This window comes from Pseudoalteromonas sp. 0802 (assembly GCF_013350085.1).
GTDB lineage: Bacteria > Pseudomonadota > Gammaproteobacteria > Enterobacterales > Alteromonadaceae > Pseudoalteromonas.
On record NZ_JABVXE010000001.1, the window covers coordinates 495,773 to 522,562 of the forward strand.

Consider the following 26,790-nt stretch of genomic DNA (forward strand, 5'->3'; position numbering starts at 1 on the left):
TCGCTCCTAGTATGTACGTGCTTTAGGTGGGAAAGCTTCACGCAGTTTCGGCGCGTAGTTTACTTCACGTTTTGTCATTTCATCTGTAACTGGGTTATAGATAGAGTGACATAGCCAGTTATCGTCATCACGATCTGGGAAGTCAAAACGAGAGTGTGCACCACGGCTTTCTGTACGGAAGTTTGCAGCTACTGCTGTTGAGTATGCTGTTTCCATCAAGTTATCAAGCTCTAGACATTCGATACGTGCAGTGTTGAACTCAGTCGACTTGTCGTCAAGACGAGCGTACTGAAGACGTTCACGAATTTCTTTAAGCTCTTTAAGACCTGTTGCCATTGCATCACCTTCACGGAATACCGAGAAGTTAAGTTGCATACACATTTGTAGGTCTTTCTTGATTTGTACTGGGTCTTCACCTTGGCCAGCTTTAGAGTTTTCCCAACGGTTAAAGCGTGCAAGTGATGCTTCAAGGTCTGAATCAGACGCATCTTTACCTGCTTCAACACCGTTAAGGTACTTACCTAAGAAGTTACCAGCTGCGCGGCCGAATACAACTAAGTCAAGTAGTGAATTACCACCTAGGCGGTTAGCACCGTGTACAGATACACATGCAATCTCACCAACAGCGAATAAACCTTCAACTACTTTCTCTTGGCCGTTTGCATCAATTTGTAATGCTTGACCATTTACGTTAGTTGGAACACCACCCATCATGTAGTGACATGTTGGGATAACTGGAATTGGTTCTTTAGCTGGATCAACGTGTGCGAATGTTTTCGCAAGGTCACATACGCCTGGAAGACGTAAGTTAAGTGTTTCTTCACCTAAGTGGTCAAGCTTAAGCTTGATGTGAGGACCGTAAGGACCATCGCAACCACGACCTTCACGGATCTCAGTCATCATTGAACGAGCAACAACGTCACGAGACGCTAAGTCTTTTGCATTTGGTGCGTAACGTTCCATGAAGCGTTCGCCGTCTTTATTAAGAAGGTAACCACCTTCACCACGACAACCTTCAGTTACAAGTACACCGGCACCGGCGATACCTGTTGGGTGGAACTGCCACATTTCCATATCTTGCATTGCAACACCAGCACGTGTAGCCATACCAACACCGTCACCAGTATTGATGTGTGCATTCGTTGTCGATGCGTAGATACGGCCTGCACCACCTGTTGCTAAAACAACAGCTTTTGATTTGAAGTAAACAACTTCGCCAGACTCGATGTCGATTGCTGTACAACCAACAACGTGACCGTCGCTGTTTTTAACTAAATCTAGTGCGTACCACTCAGAGAATACGTTAGTTTTGTTTTTAACGTTCTGTTGGTATAAACAGTGTAATAGCGCGTGACCAGTACGGTCAGCTGCTGCTGCAGTACGTGCAGCCTGTTCACCACCAAAGTTTTTCGACTGACCGCCGAAAGGACGTTGGTAAACACGGCCATTTTCAAAACGAGAAAATGGTAAACCCATGTTTTCTAATTCAGTAATAGCTTCTGGGCCTGTTTTACACATATATTCGATAGCGTCTTGGTCACCGATGAAATCGGAACCTTTAACAGTATCGTACATGTGCCATTCCCAGTTATCTTCATGTGAGTTACCCAGAGCAACCGTAATACCACCCTGTGCAGACACAGTGTGAGAACGTGTAGGGAAAACTTTTGAGATAAGTGCACAGGTTTTGCCTGATTCAGTGATAGCTAGTGCTGCGCGCATACCCGCACCACCTGCACCAATCACTACAGCGTCAAATTCACGAACAGAATAATTCACTTAAACACCCCATAAAACGATTAGACCAATTGCTACGTAAGCAACAGCCATAAGGTTTAATACAAAGCCTAAAACAGCACGTAATTTAGCGCATTTAACATAGTCAGTAAGAACTTGCCAAAGGCCGATACGGGTGTGAACCATAATGCAAACTAGGGTAATTAAGGTAAACCCTTTCATTGCTAGGTTAGAGAATAGGCCTTGCCAGGCTTCGAAAGTGACTTCTGGCGTACATAAAAAATAGCCGATAATAAAAATCGCGTAAGCGCTGATTATTAATGCTGTTGCACGTAGTGATACGAAATCTTGTACACCATCACGTTTAAGAGTTGCTTGATTTAAAACCATATCCACACTCCTGCTAGAATTGCAGCTACAACACCTAAAGCTAATGCAACTTTAGCGCTGAAGTTACCTGATTCAAGTTCTTCCCAGTGACCCATGTCCATAATGATATGACGGATACCACCGATTAAGTGATACGCCAATACAGAAATGGTGCCCCATGCTATGAATTTGGCAATGAATCCGCTGAACAGACCCTTGACGAATTCAAAACCTTCTGCAGAAGAAAGAGACTCAGACCAAGCCCAAATGACAAACGTTAAAGCAAAAAATAATGCAACACCGGTGACGCGGTGAAAAATTGATGCTTTAGCCGTTGCCGGCATAGATATAGTTGTTAGATCTAGATTTACAGGTCTTTGCTTTTTCACAGTTACTTGCCCATCTTGCCCACTAAGGAGCTCATCTACTTGTTTTTCTAAAACCCATCAAAATGAATTTCGATGGAACTATCTAAGTAAACCGTGTTGATACACAAAAAGTTCACACTTATGCAAAACTCAAATGTAAAAATAAAGTTTACCTACAGACAATACGGTATAAAACCTTGGATAGTATATATAGCCAAAGGTCTTTTTACAATTCTTGTTTAGTAAGAGACGTTTGCGAATTAGCCAATAGTATAATATTTAATCCTGGCAGAATATTTATTATCCATTTGTGCATAATGTTTATAAAAATTGACTTTATACCCCTCTTTCACGTTAAAATGAAAAGAATGTGCTTAAACAGATTCAGAACATAACAATCAGAGTTGTTATCTTAATAGGAGATAAATAGATGGCGGATAAGAAAGCCACGGTCCATATTGATGGTCTTGATCCAATCGAACTTCCAATTTACCAAGGCACTGCTGGCCAAGACGTAATCGACGTACGTACGTTAGGTTCACACGGTCACTTCACTTACGACCCAGGTTTCATGTCGACCGGTTCTTGTGAATCTTCAATCACTTACATCGATGGCGGCAAAGGTGTTTTATTACACCGTGGTTACCCAATCGAGCAATTAGCTGATGAATCAAACTACATCGAGCTTTGCTACTTACTATTAAACGGCGAATTACCGACTAAAGAACAATACGAAGCGTTTGCTCAAGAAATCACGCACAACACAATGCTTGATACTAAAATCGCAAACTTCTTCCAAGGTTTCCGCTTTGACGCTCACCCAATGGCAATGCTGTGTGGTGTTGTAGGTGCTCTTTCTTCTTTCTACCACGAAGATTTAGACATCACTGACGCAACACAACGTAAAACAAGTGCAATCAAGCTAGTTGCTAAATTACCAACTATCGCTGCGATGGCTTACAAATACAATGTAGGTCAACCGTTTGTTTACCCGCGTAACGACTTAAGCTTCGCTGAAAACTTCTTACACATGATGTTCTCAGTACCAGCTGAAGAATACAAAGTAAGCCCTGTTCTTGCTAAAGCAATGGACAAAATCTTCATGCTTCACGCTGACCACGAGCAAAACGCATCAACGTCAACTGTTCGTCTAGCTGGTTCTTCAGGTGCTAACCCTTACGCGTGTATCGCGGCTGGTATCGCATCTTTATGGGGCCCTGCGCACGGTGGTGCTAACGAAGCATGTCTTAACATGTTAGAAGAAATCGGCTCTGTTGACCGTATCGACGAGTACGTTGCTAAAGCAAAAGATAAGTCTGATCCTTTCCGTCTTATGGGCTTTGGTCACCGTGTATACAAAAACTTCGACCCACGTGCGACAGTAATGCGTCAAACATGTCACGAAGTACTTGCTGAGCTAAACATTCAAGATCCACTTCTTGATATCGCTATGAAGCTTGAGCAAATTGCACTTGAAGACCCATACTTCGTTGAGAAGAAACTTTACCCTAACGTGGATTTCTACTCAGGTATCATCTTAAAAGCAATCGGTATTCCAACAAGCATGTTCACTGTAATCTTTGCAATGTCACGTACTGTTGGTTGGATCTCTCACTGGGATGAGATGCTTTCTCAACCTGGTCATAAGATCAGCCGTCCTCGTCAGTTATACACTGGTGAAACTTCACGCGATTACGTACCAACAGACAAGCGTTAATACGAATTTGCGTTTAAAAAAGGCCGCTATGCGGCCTTTTTTGTTGCCCTGCACTTGTCTATTTGTGCAAAGTAATTAAAATCGTCGCATTCTTGTAGCTTAAGGCCTTTCATGTTCGATATCACAAAAATACGTGCTGACTTTCCCATACTGAATGAAACAGTCAATGAGCAGCCTTTGGTGTATTTAGACTCAGCAGCTACCTCGCAAAAGCCACAGGCAGTTATTAATGCTCTTAGCCGTTTTTATAGCCACGAGAACGCTAATGTGCACCGCGGCCGCCATACACTCAGTGAAAACGCGACACGCCAATATGAACATACCCGAACGCTACTTGCAGATTATTTTTCTGTAAAAAATAATGAGATAGTGTGGACCAAAGGGGCAACCGAATCGATTAATTTAATCGCAAATGGTCTGGCTTCGAGGCTTAATCCTGGCGATAAAATCGCCCTATCTGCTATTGAACACCACGCCAACATCGTCCCTTGGCAACAGCTAGCTCAGCGTACCGGTGCAGAAGTCATTATTTTTCCGATAGAAAATGATTTAACTATTAATAGCGTGCACTGTAGTGAATTTATCAAGCAACAAAAGCCTAAAATAGTCGCTATTACCCATGCATCAAATACCCTTGGGAATATCACTGATTTAGCGCCAATCATTAGCGCATGTAAAGCCATTAATGCTATTTCTGTTATTGATGGTGCGCAGGCAGCGATGCATTTACGCCCTAATTTACAAGAAATTTCCTGTGATTTTTACGTATTTTCTGCCCATAAAATGCTCGGGCCGACAGGTTTAGGAGGCCTATATGGCCGATTTGAGCTGTTAAATTCGCTCGATGTATATCAAACCGGTGGCGAAATGATCGAAACAGTGAACCTAACACACAGCACTTTTCGTGATGCGCCGGGTAAATTTGAAGCAGGAACACCGAATATTGCAGGTGTCATTGCCTTTAGTGAGGCAATAAATTATTTAATATCGTTAGATTTTCAGCAAATGCGTCAACATGAGCATACAGTTTTTGACTATGCGATAAAACAATTATCAGCTATTGATGGTATTAATATCTATTCAAACCAAACAGATAACATCGGTAACATTAGTTTTAATTATCGCGATGAACATCCGTTTGATTTAGCCACCCTACTTGATGGATTTGGCGTTGCCGTGCGTAGTGGCCATCATTGTACACAACCTATAATGAGCCATTTAGGTATACCTGGGACTGTACGAGCAAGTTTTGCGTTATATAACAATAAAGCTGATGTAGACGCCTTTATCAGTGCTGTTAAAAGTAGTATTGAGTTATTAGATTAATTTTGGATAAGTTATGAATTCAGCGTTTGAAGCCGTTAGTAAAAACATTGAAACAGCTGCAGGCTGGCAGCAAAAATATCGCCAAATAATGCTCTTAGGTAAGCAATTACCTGTTATGCCTGAAGTACTCAAAGTAGATGATGCCCTTGTTAAAGGCTGTGAAAGTAAAGTGTGGCTGTATATCGACTTTGATCATACAGAAAACAGCCTAGTTTTAGCGGGCGATTCAGATACTCGTATCGTTAAAGGACTATTGGCTTTAATTTTAGCCTTATACAATGGCCTAACACCGGAGCAAGCAACGCAAATTAATGCCTATGATGAATTTGAACGACTCGGTCTAATTAGCCATTTGAGCCCTTCTCGTGGTAATGGTATTAAAGCCATGGTTGATAAAATTCAAACCATGGCTGAACAAAAACAATAAGTTTTATAAACTACGCTGTTTTTTATCAAGGTATTTTCTAATCGCTTTGGCTGCAACAAAAAAGCCAAAGCTGCCTGTCACCATGGTTGCAGAGCCAAAACCATTATTACAGTCCATATTCATTGAACCATCTGCACCTTGTTTTGCTTGGCAAACCTCACCTTCAGAGGTTGGATATACAAGCTGCTCTGTAGAATAAACACAATCGACGTTAAATTTTCGCTTTGGATTGCTACTAAAGTTGTACTGTTTTCGCAAAATATAACGTACTTTTGCAAGCAATGGATCATGGGTTGTCTTTGCAACGTCACCAAAACTGATTTGACTAGGGTCGGTTTGCCCGCCTGCGCCTCCGGTTGTAATAACCGGTAGTTTTATGCGTTTACAGTGAGCAATAAGCGCAGCTTTTTCTTTTACAGCATCAATACAATCAATCACATAGTCAAAACCTTGAATATGCTCACGAATGTTATCTAGCGTAATGAAATCGTCAATAACATTAATTTTGATATCTGGATTTATAAGCTCACAACGTGTTTTCATCGCTTCTACTTTTGCTTCGCCTACGGTGCCAGTTAAAGCATGAATTTGACGATTAACATTGGTTGCACAAATATCATCTAAATCAATGAGGGTTAGTTGCCCTACACCCGTTCGAGCCAATGCTTCAGCAGCCCAACTACCTACGCCACCAATACCAATGACACAAAAATGTGCTTGTTGTAACCAATCAAATTGTTGATGACCATATAAACGTTTAATGCCACCAAAACGAATGTCTTGTGTTGTTTCTTTCATTTACCAATCCAACGTCCAAGGAGCTGTCCACTCTTTGAATTCGTCTGAGTTAAAAACTTCATTAAGATGAGTACCTAAAGTGTAATCACATCGATACTCTTTAAGCTGCTCTTTATAACTAAATTGTAGTGCATAGGCATGCAAGTTTGTGCGCTCGTCTTTACTACCAGCATACGTACTATCACCTAGAATTGGAGCGCCTAAGCTTTTCATCGCGACTCTAAGCTGATGTGTCTTACCAGAGAATGGCTTTAACAAGTATGCACGAAGCCCTGGTCGAATACTTTTTGAGTAAAAGCGTGTGATAGCAGGATTCGTTTGGCTCTTTAACAGCTTAAATGCACCACGACGACTTTTCTGCATATCCCCTTTTATCCAACCTTGCTTTTTCTTAGGCTTAGCATCACTTACGGCTAGATAAAACTTATTTATTTTATGATCAGAAAATAGCGAAGTGAATTCGGCTGCTGCTTCTTTGTTACGGGCTAATATAATTAAACCTGATGTTACTTTATCTAGCCTATGAACCGGATAGAGCTTCTCATTAACAAGCTCTTCAGCAAGTACGACAAAACCAGCACATTGTTCACTATGAAAGCTCACACCTGCTGGTTTATAAAAAACAAAGAAGTCATCTTCACTGGCATGAAGATGAACATTGTTTACATCATGCATTTTTAGTTGCCAAGCACTGCAATAACGCGCGCTAAGTCTTCAGGGGTATCTACGCCTGCTTGCGGTGCACACAGAGCTTTTGCGATTTTAATTTTGTGACCATGATAAAGTACGCGAAGCTGCTCTAAAGACTCTAAAAGCTCTAATCGAGATTCTGGTAAATCGATGTAGTCCTTAATAAAGCCAGCACGATAAGCATAAATACCAATATGGCGTGCAAAATCAGCAAGATCTAGCTTATCACGGTCATCATTCATCATCGCATCACGGTGATAAGGGATTGGCGAACGCGAAAAATACAGTGCATTGTTGTCTGCATCGTTAATGACTTTTACACAGTTGGGATTAAATATATCATCAATCTCATCAATGCTGGTGCTCAAAGTCGCCATTGGCGCATCAGAATCAGCAAGTAGCATGGCAACTTGAGATACGTTTTCGCTTGCCAATAAAGGCTCATCACCTTGCACGTTGACAACAATAGTGTCACTTTCAAGTTTTAACTGTTCAACAACTTCAGCTAAACGTTCTGTGCCTGATTGGTGATCTTCTCGTGTCATCAATACATTATCAGTAAACTTCTTTACTGCATCAAACACTGTTTGATGATCAGTCGCTACATAAACTTGTGATGCACCTGATGCAACCGCTTTTTCATAAACATGTTGGATCATTGGTTTACCACAAATATCAGCAAGTGGTTTACCTGGTAAACGCGTCGATGCGTAGCGAGCTGGGATAACGACTACGAATTCCACTTATCAACCTCTTCTTGGCTTAATTCACGGGCTTCATTTTCTAAAAGCACCGGGATATCGTCTTTGATTGGGTACGCTAGTTTCGCAGCAGTACTGATAAGCTCTTGATTTTCTTTATCAAGACGTAGTTTACCTTTACACACTGGGCAAGCGATAATTTCAAGTAATTTTGTATCAAAGGCCATTGAGGATCCCTTTTTGTTTTAATAATAAATTAAGTTTTTCGATAACTGCTGCTGTTGGCTTTGCATCAACAGGTAAATAATACCAATTTGGTTTAGCAAAACTAAAGCATTTAACTGCATCTTTTTCTGTCATAAATACAGCGTCATCTGCAAAATCGCTAAAGTCATTTGCTTGGTAGGCATAATGATCACGAAAATGATGAGTTGATAGTAAGTTAATGCCTTGCTGCTCAAGACTTATTTCAAAGCGTTTGGGGTTACCAATAGCACTGACCGCATGGCCTTTATCTTGAACTGAATTGGCGAGTTCTGAATTACTCACGGTACGAAATGGGCTTGATGTTAAATCATAGCGGCTTTGAGCGCTGCCACCATTTTCTATGACTAAATCAACCGATTTTAAGCGCGCTTTGGTTTCACGAAGTGGACCTGCAGGCATTAATAAACCGTTACCAAATTGGCGTTCACTATCAACGATACAACATTCGATATCACGCGCCATTTTATAATGCTGCATGCCATCATCAGAAATAATGACATCGACACCATGTTGTTCTAATTTTTTTATACTCGCTTGTCGGTCAGGGCCAACCATTACAACACAACCTAGGCGACGCTTAATAAGTACTGGTTCGTCACCCGCTTGCGCTGTCGTCGTTTGTTCAGTCACTAACAAAGGATACGAATCAGACTGACCACCATAGCCACGACTGATCACCGCCACTTTTAAACCTTGCTGCTGTAAGTATTCAGCGAGCCAAATAACAAATGGCGTTTTGCCGTTTCCACCCACACTAATGTTACCCACAACAATGACAGGAAGATGCGCTTTAAATGCTTTTAGTATATTAAGCTTATATAACAAAGCACGAAGCGTTGAGATAAGCCAAAAAAGCACACTGAAAGGTAACAGCAGAACGCTGAGTAAGCCTGGCTTTTTATACCAGCTTTTTTCAATAACACTCACTACTGCTCACCAAACTGCATCTTACATAACGCACTATAGGTACCGTCTTTTTCAAGTAGCTCGCCATGCGTGCCCTTTTCGATAACTTGACCATGGTCGATGACATAAATGCAATCACTGTTTTCTATTGTTGATAAACGGTGTGCTATCACAATCGATGTTTTTTCTTTCATTAAGCTATCAAGTGCTTGCTGGATCAGTTTTTCAGATTCAGTATCAAGCGCAGATGTCGCTTCATCAAGAATCAAAATAGGGGCATCTTTTAATATTGCACGAGCAATGGCTATTCGCTGACGCTGACCGCCTGATAACATAACGCCGTTTTCACCCACCATGGTATCTAAACCTTCTGGTAAGTCTTTAACAAACTCCCAAACATGGGCTTGCTTGGCAACCGCCATTAACTCCTCGTTTGTTAATTCGCGGTCAAGGCCATAGCAAATGTTATTCGTAATAGTGTCGTTAAATAAAACCACTTGCTGAGATACCAGTGCAAATTGCTTACGTAAGTCTGTCAGTTTGTAATCAGCAATGTTGACGCCATCAAGCAAAATTTCACTGTCACCTTCAAGCTCATAATAACGCGGTAATAAATTTGAGATGGTCGATTTACCTGAGCCAGAACGGCCAACCAATGCGATGCTTTCGCCTGCATTAATCGAAAGAGATAAATTCTTTAATACAGGCTCATCTTTCGTTGGGTATTTAAAGGTCACATTGTTCACTTCAATTTTCCCAGTTACTTTGTCAACGCTGTAAGTGCCAGTGTCTTTTTCTACTTCTTCATCAAGTACTAAAAAGATACTTTGCGCTGCCGAAATACCACGTTGTAAATCGCTATTAACGTTAGAAAGTTGCTTCAGAGGACGTAATAACATCATCATTGATGAAATAAGTAATACGAAGTCACCTGAACTGATGGTATCAATCATCGACGGCAAAGACACAACCCATAAAATCACGGCCATCGCGCTTGCTGCCAAAATTTGGATAACAGAAACGCTTAACGCTTTAGTTGCATCCATTTTAATGCGCTGCTGACGATTATGATTATTAATAGCCGAGAATTGCGATATCTCTTGCTGTTGACCACCAAAGCCATGAATCACCTTGTGACCAGATAGCATTTGCTCTGAACTGCGAGTTACTTGGCCCATAGCAGATTGGATTTTTTTCGAAATCATACGAAAACGTTTCGATACAAAGGCAACGATCACGGCCACCAGCGGAATAATGACTAAAAATATCAGTGATAGCTTCCAACTGGTATAAAACATATTGAAAAGTAAGAAAACAACAAACGCCCCTTCTCTAACAACAATTAACAGGGCTTTAGTAATGGCTTGTTGAACCTGCTCAGTATCAAAGGTGATTTTAGAGATTAAATCGCCATTTGAATTTTTATCATGAAAAGACACCGGCAGATGTAAAATATGTTCGAATAATTGTTGGCGCAACGTTCTTACAACTTGAGAGCCTACATAACTTAAACAGTACGACGACATATAGTTAAACATGCCACGACCTAATACCAATGCAATTACAACAAATGGTGCATAAGTTAAAACATCAGTGTTACGATCATTTAAACCTTCATCAATGAAGGGCTTCATTAAATTTATAAACAATGCATCCATGGCTGAATAGCCAATCATGCCTACAATGGCGAAAAACGCGATTAACTTATAATCACCCACATAACTGATTAATCGCTTATAGATTTGGGATGTAGTTTGATCCATAACACTCTCTTATTCATAGACTTCGACTATTGTAGCCTTTAGGGGGTAAAAACAAAACGTCAATCTTGTTCGAACCAATAACTTTCCTGCTCTCGCGCAAATTCTAAGCGATATTTATCTTCGTAAAATTTTATGCGTATATGGCCATATTCTGCCGTCGATAACTGCTGTATATGGTGTTGGTTATAACGATTTACAACCTCAGGATGAGGAAAGCGCCATTGCCCTTGATAAGCAGATGAATGAATAACTACTTCAGGGTTTACTGCACCTATAAATTTATAACTGGAAGAAGTATTACTACCATGATGGGGGCTTATTAAAATAGTCGCTCGTAAATCCTTCCCCGCTTCAACAAGCTTAGTTTCTGCCGCTGCGGATATATCCCCAGTCAGTAACACTGAGTAATTAAAACCCGTTACTTTTAATAAACACGACTGATCATTACGACTCGCGTTTTCTACCTTTGCTGTAAAACTTCTGATATTAAGCTCATCAAGCTTGAGTGTTGTTGTTTTGCACTTATTTCCCAGCCCCTGAGGATGAAAGATAGCTAGAGTGTCTTGAAACCCTGCCATTTGCCAACTTGTTAAACCGCCAGAATGGTCGTTATCTAAGTGGCTTATTATTGTTGCGATAACAGATAACTGTTGTTTAATGATGTTGTTGAGTAATACACGGCGTACATAATCATAACGGCCAAAGTACTGTGGCCCTAAATCATAAATTATCGCTTTGTTTTTGTGGCTTACCATCACCATTAAGCCATGCCCTACATCAAACACATCTAACTGAAACTTAGCTTCTGGCTGTAATTCACTATCAACGACATAGATACAAACAGGAATTAAGCACACATATTTATTTGGACTAAAGTACAACAGCAGAAGTGATATGTAACTTATGATCAATAATGAAAAACTAAACTCATTGAGCGAGAACCAACGCCAGCCATTAGGGATAGAGAGTAGTAATTGATAGCCATAATACAGCGCACTGTCGACGATTGATAACAAACCAGAAACATCCAGTAGGCTAGAAACCAAACTATAAAAAAGTAACAAAGGCAATAATAGTAAACCTACCAAGGGCACGGCAATGAGGTTAATCAATAAACCTATGACGCTAGTGCCTGAGAAGTAATATAAGGATAGAGGCAGTAAACCGACAAATAAAGCGCACTGAACTTGCAGTAGCTGTGCAAATCGCTTTAAAAAACCAAGTGACAAATTAACTGTGTTTTTAGTCAGTAGAAAGATGATCGTAACAGCCAAAAAACTGAAATAGAGCCCGGGGTTTAAAAGTGCAAATGGGTCTATAAACAACACAACACTCAAGGCGTACAAAATTGAACGCCAACGCACTGGGTTTTTCCCTAGGTTATAAATAACAAGGTAACAGCCTAACATCAGCAGCGCTCGGCTTGCGGAAACTATAAAATCACTTAAGTAGACATAGATGAACGAGCAACAGAACCCTACAAAAACAAATAACTTATTTAATTGAATTGATTGTCTTACGCGTAAATGACTCACTCTTAACAGCCACTTACTACTATAAAAGCCGACTGCAAAGATAAGTCCGATATGAAGACCTGAAATAGCAAGCAGATGCGACAAGCCTAATTCACGTAGGTGTTTTCTATCTTCATAGCTTATTTTACTTTTGTCACCGGTTAAAAGCGCATAATAAAGCCATTGTAATTGGGTGTTTGCCGTCACTTTTTCAATATATGTGTGGTAACTCACTCGAAGGGAGTCATATCGATGATGATTTAAATAGCTTATCTCCCCTACGCTTCGGCCTTTATAAAATACTCGCTCAAGTAATGCTTGCCGCTCTCTATCAAAACTATAGAAATTTTTTACCGATCTGTAAGGTTTAAGTTTGAGTTCTGCGCTTAATTTATCTCCACTAGTAACAGGTTTATCTGAAGTAATGCTTAGCATCGCATTAGGAGCAGGTCGCATGCCTGTAGAGCAAGATTCAATATTTTTAAGACTTGCTTTAATGTAATAAGGGCTTTGTTCACTGTAAGTTTCAACTACCTCAAATAGAACTAATCTGCTTTGTTGATAATCGATTTGACAGTCAGAGATTGAATAAAAGATGAAGTAATGAAAAATCACTACTAAAATAGCGCAAATAAACCCTGACAATAGAGTTAAAAAAGGCTTAAAATAGGCACCTGCTAGCAATACAGCAAAACTCATTATATAAAACGCCGCAGTGCCAAATGTATATAGGGTGAAAAAACAGCCTATAACAAAGCCGCTGCATAACCAAATAGATGTAAATGGTTGCTTTAAATGGCTAAGAAAACGATCCAACGCTTTTTACCTGATCATAACAAGGTAAAAGAACACAAGTATTTAAGAATTTTTGGTCGTTTATTGCATGATGCCAATTTATGGCACTTAAATAGACGCTCAGCACGCGGTGCATTTGCTGTTGGTTTATTTTTTGCGTTCATCCCTGTTCCTTTTCAAATGGTCCTTGCAGCCGCCCTGGCTATTCCATTTCGAGTAAATTTACCGATTTCTGTTGCAACAGTGTGGATCACTAACCCACTGACCATGCCTCCTATTTTCTATTGTTCATATATTGTAGGCACCATTGCCCTTGCTCAACCACAGCAGCACTTCCAATTTGAACCAAGCTGGCAATGGTTTATAGATAGCCTTACAACAATTGGCCCTGCATTTTTAGTTGGCTCATTTATATGTGCAACAGCTGCGGCAATCATTGGTTATTTTGGTACCGACATGCTTTGGAAACGCTCAGTCCGTAAAGCATGGATACACCGCCATAAAAAATAACTGATTTCAGTATAGACAAAAAACCCAGCTTGAAGCTGGGTTTTTTAATATTGATTAGTAAGTCTCGATTACGAAACGATTACTTTTTAAAGAAGCGACGTGCTGCTGCAAATGGTAATAGCAATAATGCATACCAAGGGAAGCTTGCTGATTGACGCTCGTATTGTTCAATCTCTTCTGCAGGACATTCTTCAACACTGCCGTCAATTGGTGTTAACTTAACAGCCACTGCGACACTTTCATATTCGATATTGCCATTAACATCGACTACAACGTTACCGAATGAATCTGTCTTTTCAACAGTTTTAGTCGCAACACCGAAGATTTCATTATTGTTGTTAATTGATTTCGCTTCAGCAACCGTGTATTTGAAGCGAGTCTCACCATCTTCTTCATAACAAGGTAATAAATCGTTTAAGTTAACAACTGAATCTTCACCGATGGTGTACATGAAACCTTCACGACGACGGGTAGAAGTATTGTAAATATCTGTTTCGCCCTCACCAACAATAATACCATTGTCATTGATATCGTTAGCTAATGAACTTGAGCTTGAAAAGTAATCCGTTGGGAAAACAACGCTATCGCTATTTTTATCGTAGTAGAAAAACTTTGTACGCGTTGTACCGTCGATACGCTTGCTCGCGTAGCCAACAATAACATCATCATTATTTACCGCTAAAGGCTGACCCGAAATCCAATCATCCTCTTGGTCGATAAATTCTTTTACTTCACCATTTTCGAAAATAACAGGCATAGTAATACGTGTACTATTACTCTTGTAACGCACATCAGACGTACCAACCACTAAACCATTTTCGTTGATTGCAAGTGCGTTACTACGAAACGCGAAATCTTCATCATCTTCAGGCGTTAAACCTAAGCCATACATTTCTGTATTGGTGATGTTTAGATTACTGTCTAATGTCCACTTAACAGCACGTTTATTATAAATACCCGTTGAATAAGTACGGTTGTACGCTTCTACACAGTCTGAAACTGGTTCATCTTCTCCGTCACAGTTATCAGTAATATCATCCAGTGGATCAACCGCAATATCAGTAGAGACAGTGCCTACTACTTCATAGCCATTTGCTGTTTTGATAATATCATTTGCTGAGCTAACACCACCATACTCATCAAACTCTGGTGCTAATTCAACTTTCACACCGTCTTCGCTGATAACAATTGCACGGCTAATGAAGTCTCTTAAAAAGTGGGTTTCTTCTTCGTCTTCATCTGTTTGAGTGAACGATGTTTTTTCGTAAGGTGCACTGCCCCAACCAACCATCACACCGTCATCTGTTACAGCATTTAATAAATTAGAAGTCGAGCGTGTTAAGCCATCAAAATCAAGAGACTGTTCATCAAATAAAACTTGTTCTGAAGCACCTTCAGATGTGTAAAGTGTTGTAATTGCACTTGATAATTTTTGATATTCTGAGTCAGTTGAACGACCTGTTAAAAAACTTACCATAAATGCATGAGCATCGGCATTTGTATTTACCGCATCGTTATTCTCAATATCATCAAGGGTGAATGTAATTTCTTTATCAATGAGTTCATACTGCTTTTTAGCTGTATCATAAGCATCTTTGATCAACGAATCTGTAAAATCGATATAAGAGACATCAACGGGTAATTTGTAAAGGCCATTTGCTAAGCCTATGATGTGACCGTTTTCACTAACATCTGTTACGTAGTTAAATTTAGCGCCATCAATTCCACCTAATTCTTCTAATTTATAGGTTGCGCTCATCGCTGAGGTACTTAGGGTGGCTAAAATACTGGCAGCGAGTAATTTGTATTTCATTTTAATCCTTACTACTGATTCTTTAAATCTTCGAGTTCTTCCCAGCGCTCAAAAGCGACTTCAAGCTCAGACTCTAACTCGGCTAAATGGTTCAATGCTTCTGTTGTAATTGCAGCATCTTGCTTAAAAAAGTCAGGGTCATTAACCACAACTTGCTGAGCGTCTAACGCTTTTTCAAGTTGTTCCACTTTACTGGGTAATTCTTCTAATTCAAGTTTTAATTTGTAAGAGAGTTTATTACTTTTCTTTGGTGTTTTATCTTGGCTAACAACGGCCGGCTTTTCTTGCTTAATTTGTTGCTGTTGTTGTTTTTCTTGCTCAGCTAAATGAGCTGCATACGCTTCATAGTCGCTATAGCCTCCGACAATATCGGTGATCTTGCCGTTACCTTCAAATGCCCATACAGAATTACAGGTATTATCAATAAATTCACGGTCATGGCTTACAATCAGTACAGTGCCCTGATATTGGTTAATGATCTCTTCTAAAAGCTCTAAAGTTTCAATATCGAGGTCATTGGTAGGCTCATCGAGAACAATAATGTTAGATGGCTTTAAAAATAACTTTGCTAATAATAAGCGGTTTTTCTCACCACCTGAAAGCGCTTTTACTGGCGTACGCGCTCTTGCCGGTGGAAATAAGAAGTCTTGTAAGTAACCTAGTACATGACGTGAGCGCCCGCCCATCATCACTTCTTGCTTACCTTCAGCTACGTTATCTTGTACTGTTGCTTCTTCATCAAGTTTTTGACGATACTGGTCAAAATAAGCAAACTCTAAGTTAACACCTTGCTTAACACTGCCGCTATCAGGTGTTAAGTCACCAAATAAAATTTTAAGCAGTGTTGTTTTACCAATACCATTTGGCCCAATAAGGCCAACACGATCGCCACGCATAACAAGGGTTGAAAAGTCTTTTGCGATGACTTTATCTTTAAATGCATGACAGATGTTTTTCGCTTCGAATACTAATTTACCTGAACGATCCGCTGTTTCAATATTGAAATCAGTTTTACCGACTTGATCAACACGCTGCTTACGCTCTTTACGTAACTCTTTTAAAGCACGTACACGGCCTTCATTACGCGTTCTACGTGCTTTAATACCTTGGCGGATCCACGCTTCTTCTTCTGCTAAGCGCTTATCAAATAATGCGTTTTGTGTTTCTTCTACTTTTAGATCATGCGCTTTTTGTTCAAGATATGTCGCATAATCGCCAGGGTATGAAACCAGCTTACCACGGTCTAAATCAAGAATACGGGTTGCAACTGCTCGAATGAATGCACGGTCATGAGAAATAAAAACGATGCCGCCTTTAAACTCTTTTAAAAATTGCTCAAGCCAAATAACACTACTCATATCTAAGTGGTTGGTAGGCTCATCAAGTAGCAGTAAATCAGGTTCACTAACCAAGGCTCGTGCAAGAGCAACTTTACGTAGCCAACCACCCGATAATGATTCAAGCTTGGCTTCTGGGTCTAGCTCTAAGCGAGATAAAACGAGCTGAATACGGGTATCAAAACGCCAGCCATCAACGGTTTCTAATTGATTAGATAAACGCTCTAATTTGTTAAGCAATTTATCGTTATAGTCTGTTTGCATTTGATTACTAACTTGGTGATATTCTATCAGTAAGTTAGCAATGTCAGGCATGCCCTGCGCGACATAATCAAATACTGAGCCTGCCGCCCCTTTTGGTGGATCTTGCTCTAAACGTGAAATACGAATACCGCCTAATTGGTTGATTTCACCATCATCCAATGTCACTTGGCCATCAAGCACTTTTAATAGTGTTGATTTACCTGCACCGTTTCGACCAACGATACAAACGCGCTCACCTGACTCAATAACGGCATCGGCATCATCTAGTAGCGGATGCGTACCATAAGCGAGTTGAGCTTTGGCTATTCTGATTAAATCCATCGTGATTACTACTCTTATTCTTTATTATCAGCAATAAATTGCGCTAATTGCTCAGCATCAAAAGGCCAAAATAATTTCTTGCCTTGATGAGATTCCACAACCGGAATACTGGTTTGGTAAAGTTCAATCAGCTGTTCACTGTCCATAATATCTTTTGCTACAAACGAAGCGTTTGCAGCAATTAATAATTCATCGGCCATTTCACACAGATGACAGCCATCAGTGTAGTACAGGGTAAAGTTAGCCATGGGTAATAAGCCAGCTATTATGAATTTGCTTATTACGTTTAAAATCTGGTGATAAAGTCTTGTCAGAAATGTTTTCTGCTTTTAAACCCAGACCCATTAGCCCTACTTCATCCATGCTAAAGCCACGCTTATTATTTGAGAATATAAGCGTACCGTTAGGGCTTAAAATTTTCTTAACCCAGGTAAGTAATTTGATATGGTCGCGTTGTACATCAAACGCATCTTTCATACGTTTTGAGTTTGAGAACGTCGGTGGATCTAAGAAAATTAAATCATATTGGCCTTGTGCATACTCAAGCCACTTCAAGCAGTCTGCTTGCTCAAAACGATAACGTGTATTACTGATATCATTCAGAGCAAAGTTTTCTTGCGCCCACTTTAGGTAGGTTTTTGACATATCAACCGTGGTAATCGCTTTAGCACCACCCACAGCAGCATGCACAGATGCGCTGCCTGTATAAGCAAACAAGTTTAAGAAACGTTTGCCTTGTGCGTTTTGTTGGATATAACGACGAGCTAAACGGTGATCTAAAAATAAACCAGTATCTAAATAATCAAATAAGTTTACTTTGAATTTAGCGCCAAACTCTTCAACTACTTGAGTACGATTTTGTTTTGCTACCTTGGTATATTGCTCTTCACCTTTTTGCTTTTTACGCACTTTAACTGCAATATTTTCTGGTGCTATCTTTAATTGCTCAGCGGTCAAGCTGATCACATCTTGCAAACGTTTTTGAGCCGTATTGTCATCGATTTCTTTCGGTGCAGCATATTCAAAAATAACCGCTGAATCATCGTATACATCAACAGCTACGTTATATTCTGGAATATCCGCATCATAAACACGGTAGCAGCTTACTTCATTTTGCTTTAACCAGTTCTTTAAATTTTGCTTATTTTTCTTTAAACGGTTTGCAAAGGCAGTTGAACCTTCAAAATTAAGAGCCGGCTTATCTTCTTTGCTAAGTTCTACTTGTTTATCGTCAAGTTGGTATAGATTTAATACAACATCTAAAGGGCCATTTTTAAACTTATAGCGTTTTAACTTAACTAACTTTAATAACTTAAATAAGCTTTCGTCAGTGCCAAGTAAAGCAAGTTTCCAATGATTAAAGTGCTTTTTAAAACCTACACCTAAGCTACGATGTAAGTTCACCAGCTCAGCCATTGAGCCTAAACGTTCACCATAAGGTAAGTTTGAAATCACCACACCAGGTAGTTTCGCAACTGAGGTTAACTTAGTGGCATCACTTTGTTTAAACTTAATCACATTACCAAGGTCAGCACGCTCTGCGTTTTCTTGCGCTTTTGAAATCACACTGGCGTCAATATCATGGCCAATAAGCCAAAGTTTAGGATCTGTAATTTGGGCCGTTAGTTCTGCTTTTAATTCTTTGTATTTTTGAATTCGGAAACTAGGCAATCGCTCAAAGGCAAAACCTTCACGGAATAAGCCCGGCGCTTCATTGCGTGCCATGCTTGCAGCTTCAATTAAAATGGTACCAGAGCCACAACATGGATCGAATAAAGGTTGTTGTACGTTTTCAAGCCAACCACTTCGTTTCACAAGGGCTGCAGCTAAATGCTCTTTAATCGGCGCTTTGCCTTGATCTTGACGATAACCACGCTCAGATAAACGCGGGCCAGAATAATCGATGTAAAGCGCAACACCTTGACGGTTCAATCTTGCTACAACACGTACATTGGCATTGTATTTATCAACATCAGGACGTTGCTCGAATAAATCCGCGAAGTAATCAACAATCGCATCTTTTACAACTAGACCTGAAAATTGCGTATTTTTTAAATCGTTATTTGTACCACTAAAATCAACAGCAAAGGTTTGTTTAGGGCCAAACCATTCCTGCCAAGGCTGCAAGCGCGCAAATTGATAAAGGCTGTCTTTGTCTTTTACGCCTTCTTTTTCTTCTATCAGCATCATGATACGAGTCGCAAAACGGCTCGATAAACAAATCTTTTGTGCTAATAAGCTATCTGCTTCAAAACGTACAGAGCCCACGGTTTGTTTTGAGACTTCTGCACCTAGTGCTGTAAGCTCATCAACAAGTAAATTTTCTATTCCGATAGAAGTAAGTGCGATAAATTGCAAAGTAAAAACCCTTAAATTCTAATTGCGCAGGATTATAGCATAGCTTGGCGAACAAAAACGCCAACATTTGCAGGGATATTAGCTGGATTTTTACTTAGCTCACTAGGTTACAAATCTCGCGCCGCGATTAAATAGCTCCTAAAGTGAACAAATTTTAATTCACAAAGGTCAACACGCCCTAGGCTGATTTAAACTGTTTTTGTTGAATATAAACAGGATGGATACGGTTATTTAAAACCTTAATAGCCTCAAACTGTTCAAGAGAAAGGTTTTCGTCTAGTTGAAAGTGTTGGCTTAGGTTAATACACACTGAGGCTTCGCTTGAGTGGTCAACAATTAAAAACTCACCTTCTTGTGCCTGTGAGCACAACTTCACTACAGCTTCGACACTTGGCTGGCTGCCATGATACTCATGAAAGAACCAACTTTTTGCAAGTACTGGCTTTAAATGAAATTTTACCGCAGTAGCATTTAGCGCGATTTGGCAAAGCTCTGCAGGGTTCCATAGTGAGAAAGTTTCGAGGTATTGATAAACTTGCTGATAAAATGCAGCGTCTTCAAGGCTAAAGTTAGGCTCTTGTAAAACAGCATCAGTGAGTTGGCGAAGTTTGTAAGGCGTGCACAGTTGCATATCTTGGTCTAGGTCAACCAAAAGACGATTATTTTTTGCACAAGCAAGCCATTTCCATTGCTTAGATGCTTGTAACATGTCCCCTCCCTAACGAATAAATACTGTGCGCATAATCACAAATTATAACTAAAGCAGACCATTAATAAAATGATTTCTTAGAACATTTTATTAATGATCAATTGCTTAGATAACTGATCCTTATAAGCTGTTTAGGATCGTTTTTACCAATTCTGGGCCTTTATAAATGAAACCAGTGTAAACTTGTACAAGGTCTGCACCAGCTGCAAATTTCTCTTTTGCCGAATCAGCATCGTCAATACCACCCACACCAATGATAGGTAGTTTACCTTCGGTTAAACGCTTAAGCTCACTAACCACGTGGGTTGAACGCTGACGCACAGGCTGGCCTGATAAACCACCCGCTTCATTTGCGTATTGTTGACCTTGTACCATTGCACGCTCAAGTGTGGTGTTTGTAGCAATAACACCATCGATCTTATTGTTGATCAATGACTCACTAACTTGGCCGATTTGTACTTCATCAAGATCAGGGGCGATCTTAACTAGCATAGGCACTTGTTTGTTATGTTTAGCAACTAGATCAAGTTGTTCATTCTTTAAGCTTTGCAATAAGTCATCAAGCGCTTCGCCGTACTGTAAATCACGAAGACCTGGGGTATTCGGTGAAGAAATATTTACTGTGATATACGATGCATGCTCAAATACTTTACGCATACAGTGAATGTAATCATCTTTACCCTGCTCGTTTGGTGTATCTTTATTTTTACCAATATTAATACCTAGAATACCGTCGTATTTCGCTGCTTTAACATTGTTAACTAGGTTATCAACGCCCTTATTGTTAAAGCCCATGCGGTTAATAATCGCATTTGATTCAGGTAAGCGGAAAATTCGCGGTTTATCGTTACCCGCTTGCGGACGTGGTGTAACAGTACCTACTTCTACAAAACCAAAACCCATTTGCGAAAATGCATCAATACACTCGGCATTTTTATCTAAGCCAGCCGCTAAACCTACTGGGTTTTTAAACTCTAAACCTAAAAAGTTGACGGGTTTATTAGGGACAGATTGAGACCACGCAGCACTCAATGGCGTATGAGCAAATCGGCGTAAATTATTAAGTGCAAATTCATGAGCCCACTCCGCATCACGGGTAAACATAAAACGGCGAGCTAGATCATAAAACATGGTTTGTTCCTTAGGTAAAAATAAACAAGGTAGCCGTTTATAAACGGACCATTGCAAATTAAGGGCAAAAAAATACCCCAGCGAGCTGGGGTATGTATTTTAACGACTTTTCACTTATTTGGAAGTGTCACAGTTGTGGCTTAACAACATTAGTTCACGAAGTGCCACTGAGAACTTCGCAAAATCATGGCTTTGCGATGTTTTGAACTCAGAAAGCATCTGCTTCCAACGTTGTAATAGTAGATCTTGGTTATCCATCCACTCATCAATTTGTGCATCAATGTCTTTGCTGTCTGCAGCAAAGCTATTAAGTACCACAGCTGATAATGTACGTTGTTGCCAATCCAGCTCTTCACGGTAAGAAGCACGAGCAAGTGCTTGCCAGTGGTTCGCAACTGGTTGGTTGGTGATTTGGTCAAGGAACCAATGTAAGCCCATACGCGCACCTAGCTTGAAGTAGGTGTTAGAAACCATATCAATGCTACGATCTGAATTGTTAGCGATTTCAGCTAAGTCCATTACAGAGAATAAGCTTGATAGTGACACAATACGTGTTGCAAGTGCTTTTGGTACATTGCTGTCAATTAGCTTATCTGCCGCTTTAACTAAGCGCTCGCTTTCTTTTTCAACCATGTAGCTGTTTAAGTTTTCACTTAAATCAGCAAATGTTGGTGCAAAGAATTCAATTGCTTGCTCAATTGTTTGTGCTTTATTGCGATGACGTAAGAACCAACGTGTTGCACGACGAACCGTACGACGTAATTGATATAGCATTTCTGTTTGTACAGCTGCTGGGATCTTATTATCAAGTGCAACAATCGATGACCATGTTTCTGGCATCTGGAACACTTCTTTTGCAATTGAGTAGCAAAGTGCGATTTCAGCTTCGTTAGCACCTGTTTCTTCGTGCATACGAACCATAAAGTTAAGACCCATATCGTTAACGATGTTGTTTGCAAGTTTCGTTGCAATAATCTCTTTACGAAGTGGGTGGTTATCCATTGCATCGTTGAACTTCTCACGAAGTGGCACAGGGAACGACTTAACTAATAACTGACGGTAGTAAGGGTTTTCAGTGATTTCATCAACCACTAGAGACTCTTTTAATACCATCTTCGCGTAAGAAACAAGTACAGAAAGTTCTGGACGAGTTAAATCTTTACCCGCTGCTGCGCGCTCTGCAAGCTCTTCATCCGTTGGAATGAACTCGATTGCACGGTTAAGCTTGCCATCTTTTTCAAGGGCATGGATGAAACGTACTTTTTCTTTAAGCGTTGACGTACCTTTTGATTGAGTAATCGATAAGGTATGCGTTTGACGATAACAGTCTTTCAATACTAACTCAGACACTTCATCAGTCATTGAATAAAGTAACTCATCACGCTGTTTACGTGTTAAGTCACCTTCAGCAACTAGGCCATTAAGTAAGATCTTGATGTTTACTTCGTTATCTGAACACGCAACACCACCTACGTTATCGATAAAGTCGGTGTTAACACGACCGCCTTTAGCCGCAAATTCAATACGACCTAATTGAGTCGCACCTAAGTTACCGCCCTCACCTAAGATCTTCGCACCAAGCTCAGAACCGTTAATACGAAGTGCATCATTCGCGCGGTCACCCACATCAGCATCAGTCTCTTTAGAGTTCTTGATGTAAGTACCGATACCACCATTCCAAAGTAAATCAAACTCCATCATTAGAGCTGCTTTGATTAACTCGTTAGGTGTCATGCTCGCTTTCTTAGTGCCAAGCATTTTCTTCATTTCTGGGCTTAAGCTAATTGATTTAGCCGCACGAGAGAAAATGCCACCACCTTGTGAAATAAGGTCTTTGTTGTAATCTTCCCAAGAAGAACGCGGTAAATTAAATAAACGCTCACGCTCTGGATAAGATGTCGCTGCATCTGGATTTGGATCAACAAAGATGTGCATGTGGTTAAACGCTACTTGTAAGCGAATGTGCTTAGAAAGCAGCATACCATTACCAAATACGTCACCTGCCATGTCGCCGATTGCCACCACAGTGAAATCTGTTGTTTGACAGTCAATATCCATTTCACGGAAATGACGCTTAACAGATTCCCAAGCACCTTTTGCAGTGATACCCATTTTCTTGTGGTCGTAACCTACTGAGCCACCCGATGCGAATGCATCACCTAGCCAGAAGTTATATTCATTTGCAATGCCGTTAGCAATATCAGAGAAAGTCGCAGTACCCTTATCGGCAGCAACAACTAAATACGGGTCATCTTCATCATGACGAACAACATCAACTGGTGGCACAATCTCACCACGTTCAATGTTATCTGTGATATCTAATAAACCACGGATGAAAATCTTGTAACACTCTTGGCCTTCTTTGAAGAATGCTTCACGGTCTGTCGGTAGCTGTTTACATACGAAACCACCTTTAGAACCTACTGGCACGATAACTGTATTTTTAACTTGTTGAGCTTTAACAAGGCCCAGTACTTCAGTACGGAAGTCTTCTCGACGGTCAGACCAACGTAAACCACCACGAGCAACTTTACCACCACGTAAATGAACACCTTCAACGCGCGGCGAGTATACAAAGATCTCAAACGCAGGCAGTGGTAATGGCATTTCAGGGATCATAGAAGGCTGAACTTTGAACGATACGTATGACTTAAATTGGCCATCCGCTTCTTTTTGGAAGAAGTTCGTTCTAAGAGTTGCATTGATCATATCAACGTATAAACGGATGATACGGTCATCATCTAGGTTTGCTACGTTTTCTAGTTCAAGATTAACTTGTGCAACTAGCTTCTCAAGTGTCTTCTCACTACCAGGGTTCTTAACTGAGAACTTTTTAGTGAATAAGTTAACGATTTGCGATGCAATGTGTGGGTAATTTGCAAATGTGCTTTCGATGTAAGTTTGCGAGAAAGTTACACCAATTTGACGCATGTATTTAGCGTAGGCACGAAGAATAGACGCTTCACGACCTGTTAAGCCACCCATTAATACTAAACGGTTGAAACCATCATTTTCTAAACGGTTATTCCACACGTTCGTTAACGCTGCACGGAAACGCGCTGAGACTTTATCAAAGTCAGCAATGCCCTTGTTGTCAATTAGCATGGTGAAATCCATGATCCAATTAACTTTACCGTCAGTCGTTTTCACTGAGTAAGGCGTTTCACCCACTACGCGTAAACCAAAGTTTTCTAACATCGGCATTACGTCAGATAAGTGGATTGGCACATCTTTATGGAATAAGCTTAAACGAACAACATTGGTGTTTGCTTCTTCTTGTGGACGGTAGAACAACATTTCAAGTTTGTTCTCGTCATTCAGAAGCTCTAGCTTTTCAATATCAACAACCGCTGCACTTGGTAAAACCTGATCTTTATACGCACTTGCAAACGCTTGTGCATATTTACGGTTTAGTTCTTTACCGCGTGCTTCACCTGCGCTTTCAAGTAGTGCAGATTGGAGTCTATCTTCCCAAGTACGGGCAGCTTCAATTAGGTTGTTTTCGATGTCTTTCACGTTATATTCAATATTATTGTCAGTCACACGCACCGTGTAATGTGTACGGGCTAATGTTGACTCAGAGAAGAAAGTAGTAAATTCGACTTTGTCGTCAGAATTAAATGCATTGGCTAAGATACGTTGCGTTTCACGACGTAGTGCCGTGTTATAGCGCTCACGCGGAACATATACCATGCAAGAGAAGAAACGGCCATATGCGTCTTTACGCACAAAAATACGGCACATATCACGCTCTTGTACTTGTAATACGCCCATGGCAACTTCAAGTAGTTCAGCTTCACGTGCTTGCACAAGCTCATCACGTGGATACGTTTCTAAAATATTTAATACCGCTTTGTATGCATGGGTGCCTTTAGCAAAGTCACACATTTCCATAATGCGGTTAATCTTACTTTTCAGTACAGGTACATCAGCGGCGCTGTTGTTGTAAAAGCTTGATGAGAATAAACCAAGGAAGCGATCTTCACCAATTACATTGCCTTCATCATCAAAACGCTTAATACCCACGTAATCGATGTATGCAGGTCGATGTACACGAGACACTGAATTTGTTTTCGTTAAAATTAATAAGTTGCTGCTTCGCGCTTCTTGGCGCGCTACTTCAGGTAACTCAGAAAGTAAACGGCTATGCTCTTCGTCTGTGTTTTTCATTAGACCAAGGCTAGTGCCCTTTTTACCTTTTAACTGGTAATCACCTTGCACAGGCGAAAGTTCATACTCACGGTAACCCATTAGCGTAAAGTTATCTTTAGCTAACCAGTCTAAAAACTCTACCGTCTCTGCAACTTCGCTTTCGTTATTATTATGGTGGCGTTTAGGTAAGTCTTTCGTAACCGCAATTAGCTTTTCACGAATTGGCTGCCAATCTTCTACAGCGATAGATACGTCAACTAACACAGACTCAAGTTCTTTTTTGAAAGACTCAATTACTTTTGCATCTGTTTGACGATCAATTTCGATAAAGAACACAGTTTTTGTCGACGTTGATTCTTGCTCTGCTTTTAAGCTTGAAATACCGGTGATTTTAGCATTTTTATCACGTTGGATTTTCAGCGGAGAGTGAAGTAATAAGTGAGAAGCGATGTTTGCGCGAGTCATGGCCATGCGCACAGAATCAACGAGGAAAGGCATGTCTTTCGCGATGATTTCAACAATAGTGTGCGATGACTGCCAGCCATCTTTTGCTACTTCAGGATTGAAAACACGGACAACCGCGTCATCAGAATTATTTTTTTCTAGCGAGTTCCATAGGCTTAGTGCAGCGCCATATAAGTCACTATCGTTGCGATGAGCCAAATCCTCTTTAGACATATTGCTGTACAAGGCTTTGGCGAATTTCTCAACGAGTAACACATTATCAGCGTGAACTTTTTTCTGGATCAGCTTACAGACATTATCTAAGATAACCGAGGCTTGCCCTTCATTTCGTGTCATTGTATGTTCCTTAATC

Annotated in this window: 21 protein-coding genes; 4 read left to right on the forward strand and 17 right to left on the reverse strand. The window is 40.3% G+C overall.

What is annotated here, in order from left to right; all coding sequences use genetic code 11:
* Positions 1-6 precede the first annotated feature (6 nt).
* The 3 genes from sdhA to sdhC are packed head-to-tail and all read right to left on the reverse strand — an operon-like array spanning position 7 to position 2,495.
* A complete protein-coding gene (gene sdhA, locus HUS61_RS02350) occupies positions 7-1,779 on the reverse strand; it encodes a succinate dehydrogenase flavoprotein subunit (protein WP_054561569.1) in 1,773 nt (590 codons plus the stop codon).
* Positions 1,780-2,127 carry a succinate dehydrogenase, hydrophobic membrane anchor protein gene (sdhD, locus tag HUS61_RS02355; RefSeq protein ID WP_054551371.1) on the reverse strand — a complete coding sequence of 116 codons (348 nt, stop codon included), beginning with the start codon at positions 2,125-2,127 and terminating at the stop codon, positions 1,780-1,782.
* Positions 2,118-2,495, reverse strand: coding sequence for a succinate dehydrogenase, cytochrome b556 subunit (gene sdhC, locus HUS61_RS02360; RefSeq protein WP_082401567.1), 378 nt, complete (start codon positions 2,493-2,495; stop codon positions 2,118-2,120). Before sdhC ends, sdhD begins: the two co-directional genes overlap by 10 nt.
* Positions 2,496-2,904: 409 nt before the next feature.
* On the opposite strand from sdhC, the gene HUS61_RS02365 reads away from it, so the two are divergent.
* The 3 genes from HUS61_RS02365 to HUS61_RS02375 all read left to right on the forward strand — a co-directional run bounded on the left by HUS61_RS02365 (position 2,905) and on the right by HUS61_RS02375 (position 5,944).
* Positions 2,905-4,191, forward strand: coding sequence for a citrate synthase (locus HUS61_RS02365; RefSeq protein WP_054551373.1), 1,287 nt, complete (start codon positions 2,905-2,907; stop codon positions 4,189-4,191).
* 111 nt (positions 4,192-4,302) lie between these two features.
* Positions 4,303-5,517: an aminotransferase class V-fold PLP-dependent enzyme gene (locus HUS61_RS02370; protein WP_175082011.1), complete on the forward strand. Its 1,215-nt coding sequence runs from the start codon at positions 4,303-4,305 to the stop codon at positions 5,515-5,517.
* A gap of 13 nt (positions 5,518-5,530) precedes the next feature.
* Positions 5,531-5,944, forward strand: coding sequence for a SufE family protein (locus tag HUS61_RS02375; protein WP_175082012.1), 414 nt, complete (start codon positions 5,531-5,533; stop codon positions 5,942-5,944).
* A 3-nt stretch (positions 5,945-5,947) separates the two neighbouring features.
* On the opposite strand, the gene tcdA is transcribed toward HUS61_RS02375, so the two are convergent.
* Genes tcdA through HUS61_RS02410 form a run of 7 tightly spaced genes read right to left on the reverse strand, consistent with a single transcriptional unit; the run spans position 5,948 to position 13,282 of the window.
* A complete protein-coding gene (tcdA, locus tag HUS61_RS02380; protein ID WP_054561573.1) occupies positions 5,948-6,742 on the reverse strand; it encodes a tRNA cyclic N6-threonylcarbamoyladenosine(37) synthase TcdA in 795 nt (264 codons plus the stop codon).
* The gene (locus HUS61_RS02385) at positions 6,743-7,417 is read right to left on the reverse strand and encodes a TIGR01621 family pseudouridine synthase (RefSeq protein WP_063529407.1); all 675 of its coding nucleotides are present in this window, start codon (positions 7,415-7,417) and stop codon (positions 6,743-6,745) included.
* 2 nt (positions 7,418-7,419) lie between these two features.
* Positions 7,420-8,175, reverse strand: coding sequence for a 3-deoxy-manno-octulosonate cytidylyltransferase (kdsB, locus tag HUS61_RS02390; RefSeq protein ID WP_175082013.1), 756 nt, complete (start codon positions 8,173-8,175; stop codon positions 7,420-7,422).
* Positions 8,163-8,360, reverse strand: a complete 198-nt coding sequence (locus HUS61_RS02395; protein WP_036968654.1) for a Trm112 family protein — start codon at positions 8,358-8,360, stop codon at positions 8,163-8,165. The genes kdsB and HUS61_RS02395 overlap by 13 nt, the downstream gene beginning before the upstream one ends.
* Complete coding sequence (lpxK, locus tag HUS61_RS02400; RefSeq protein ID WP_175082014.1) at positions 8,350-9,327, reverse strand: tetraacyldisaccharide 4'-kinase; 978 nt, start codon at positions 9,325-9,327, stop codon at positions 8,350-8,352. The genes HUS61_RS02395 and lpxK overlap by 11 nt, the downstream gene beginning before the upstream one ends.
* The gene (gene msbA / locus HUS61_RS02405; RefSeq protein ID WP_175082015.1) at positions 9,327-11,069 is read right to left on the reverse strand and encodes a lipid A export permease/ATP-binding protein MsbA; all 1,743 of its coding nucleotides are present in this window, start codon (positions 11,067-11,069) and stop codon (positions 9,327-9,329) included. Before msbA ends, lpxK begins: the two co-directional genes overlap by 1 nt.
* A 59-nt stretch (positions 11,070-11,128) precedes the next feature.
* Positions 11,129-13,282 (reverse strand): DNA internalization-related competence protein ComEC/Rec2, encoded by a 2,154-nt coding sequence (locus tag HUS61_RS02410; RefSeq protein WP_175082016.1) that lies wholly within the window; start codon positions 13,280-13,282, stop codon positions 11,129-11,131.
* A gap of 96 nt (positions 13,283-13,378) precedes the next feature.
* Here HUS61_RS02410 and HUS61_RS02415 point away from each other — a divergent pair, with 96 nt between their 5' ends.
* A complete protein-coding gene (locus HUS61_RS02415) occupies positions 13,379-13,888 on the forward strand; it encodes a DUF2062 domain-containing protein (protein ID WP_054561579.1) in 510 nt (169 codons plus the stop codon).
* A 79-nt stretch (positions 13,889-13,967) separates the two neighbouring features.
* Here HUS61_RS02415 and HUS61_RS02420 read toward each other — a convergent pair whose 3' ends face one another.
* The 7 genes from HUS61_RS02420 to HUS61_RS02450 form a co-directional block, all read right to left on the reverse strand.
* A complete protein-coding gene (locus tag HUS61_RS02420; RefSeq protein WP_175082017.1) occupies positions 13,968-15,701 on the reverse strand; it encodes a DUF3466 family protein in 1,734 nt (577 codons plus the stop codon).
* Between the two features lie 11 nt (positions 15,702-15,712).
* Positions 15,713-17,623, reverse strand: a complete 1,911-nt coding sequence (locus HUS61_RS02425; RefSeq protein WP_175082018.1) for an ABC transporter ATP-binding protein — start codon at positions 17,621-17,623, stop codon at positions 15,713-15,715.
* Positions 17,624-17,637: 14 nt separating this feature from the next.
* Complete coding sequence (locus HUS61_RS02430; protein WP_175082019.1) at positions 17,638-17,871, reverse strand: glutaredoxin family protein; 234 nt, start codon at positions 17,869-17,871, stop codon at positions 17,638-17,640.
* Entirely contained in the window at positions 17,864-19,981 is a 2,118-nt protein-coding gene (rlmKL, locus tag HUS61_RS02435; RefSeq protein WP_062564474.1) for a bifunctional 23S rRNA (guanine(2069)-N(7))-methyltransferase RlmK/23S rRNA (guanine(2445)-N(2))-methyltransferase RlmL, read from the reverse strand. The genes HUS61_RS02430 and rlmKL overlap by 8 nt, the downstream gene beginning before the upstream one ends.
* A gap of 178 nt (positions 19,982-20,159) precedes the next feature.
* Positions 20,160-20,690, reverse strand: a complete 531-nt coding sequence (locus HUS61_RS02440; protein WP_055022164.1) for a cell division protein ZapC domain-containing protein — start codon at positions 20,688-20,690, stop codon at positions 20,160-20,162.
* A gap of 120 nt (positions 20,691-20,810) precedes the next feature.
* The gene (gene pyrD / locus HUS61_RS02445; protein WP_054561585.1) at positions 20,811-21,821 is read right to left on the reverse strand and encodes a quinone-dependent dihydroorotate dehydrogenase; all 1,011 of its coding nucleotides are present in this window, start codon (positions 21,819-21,821) and stop codon (positions 20,811-20,813) included.
* 114 nt (positions 21,822-21,935) lie between these two features.
* Positions 21,936-26,774, reverse strand: coding sequence for an NAD-glutamate dehydrogenase (locus HUS61_RS02450; RefSeq protein WP_175082020.1), 4,839 nt, complete (start codon positions 26,772-26,774; stop codon positions 21,936-21,938).
* Positions 26,775-26,790 lie beyond the last annotated feature (16 nt).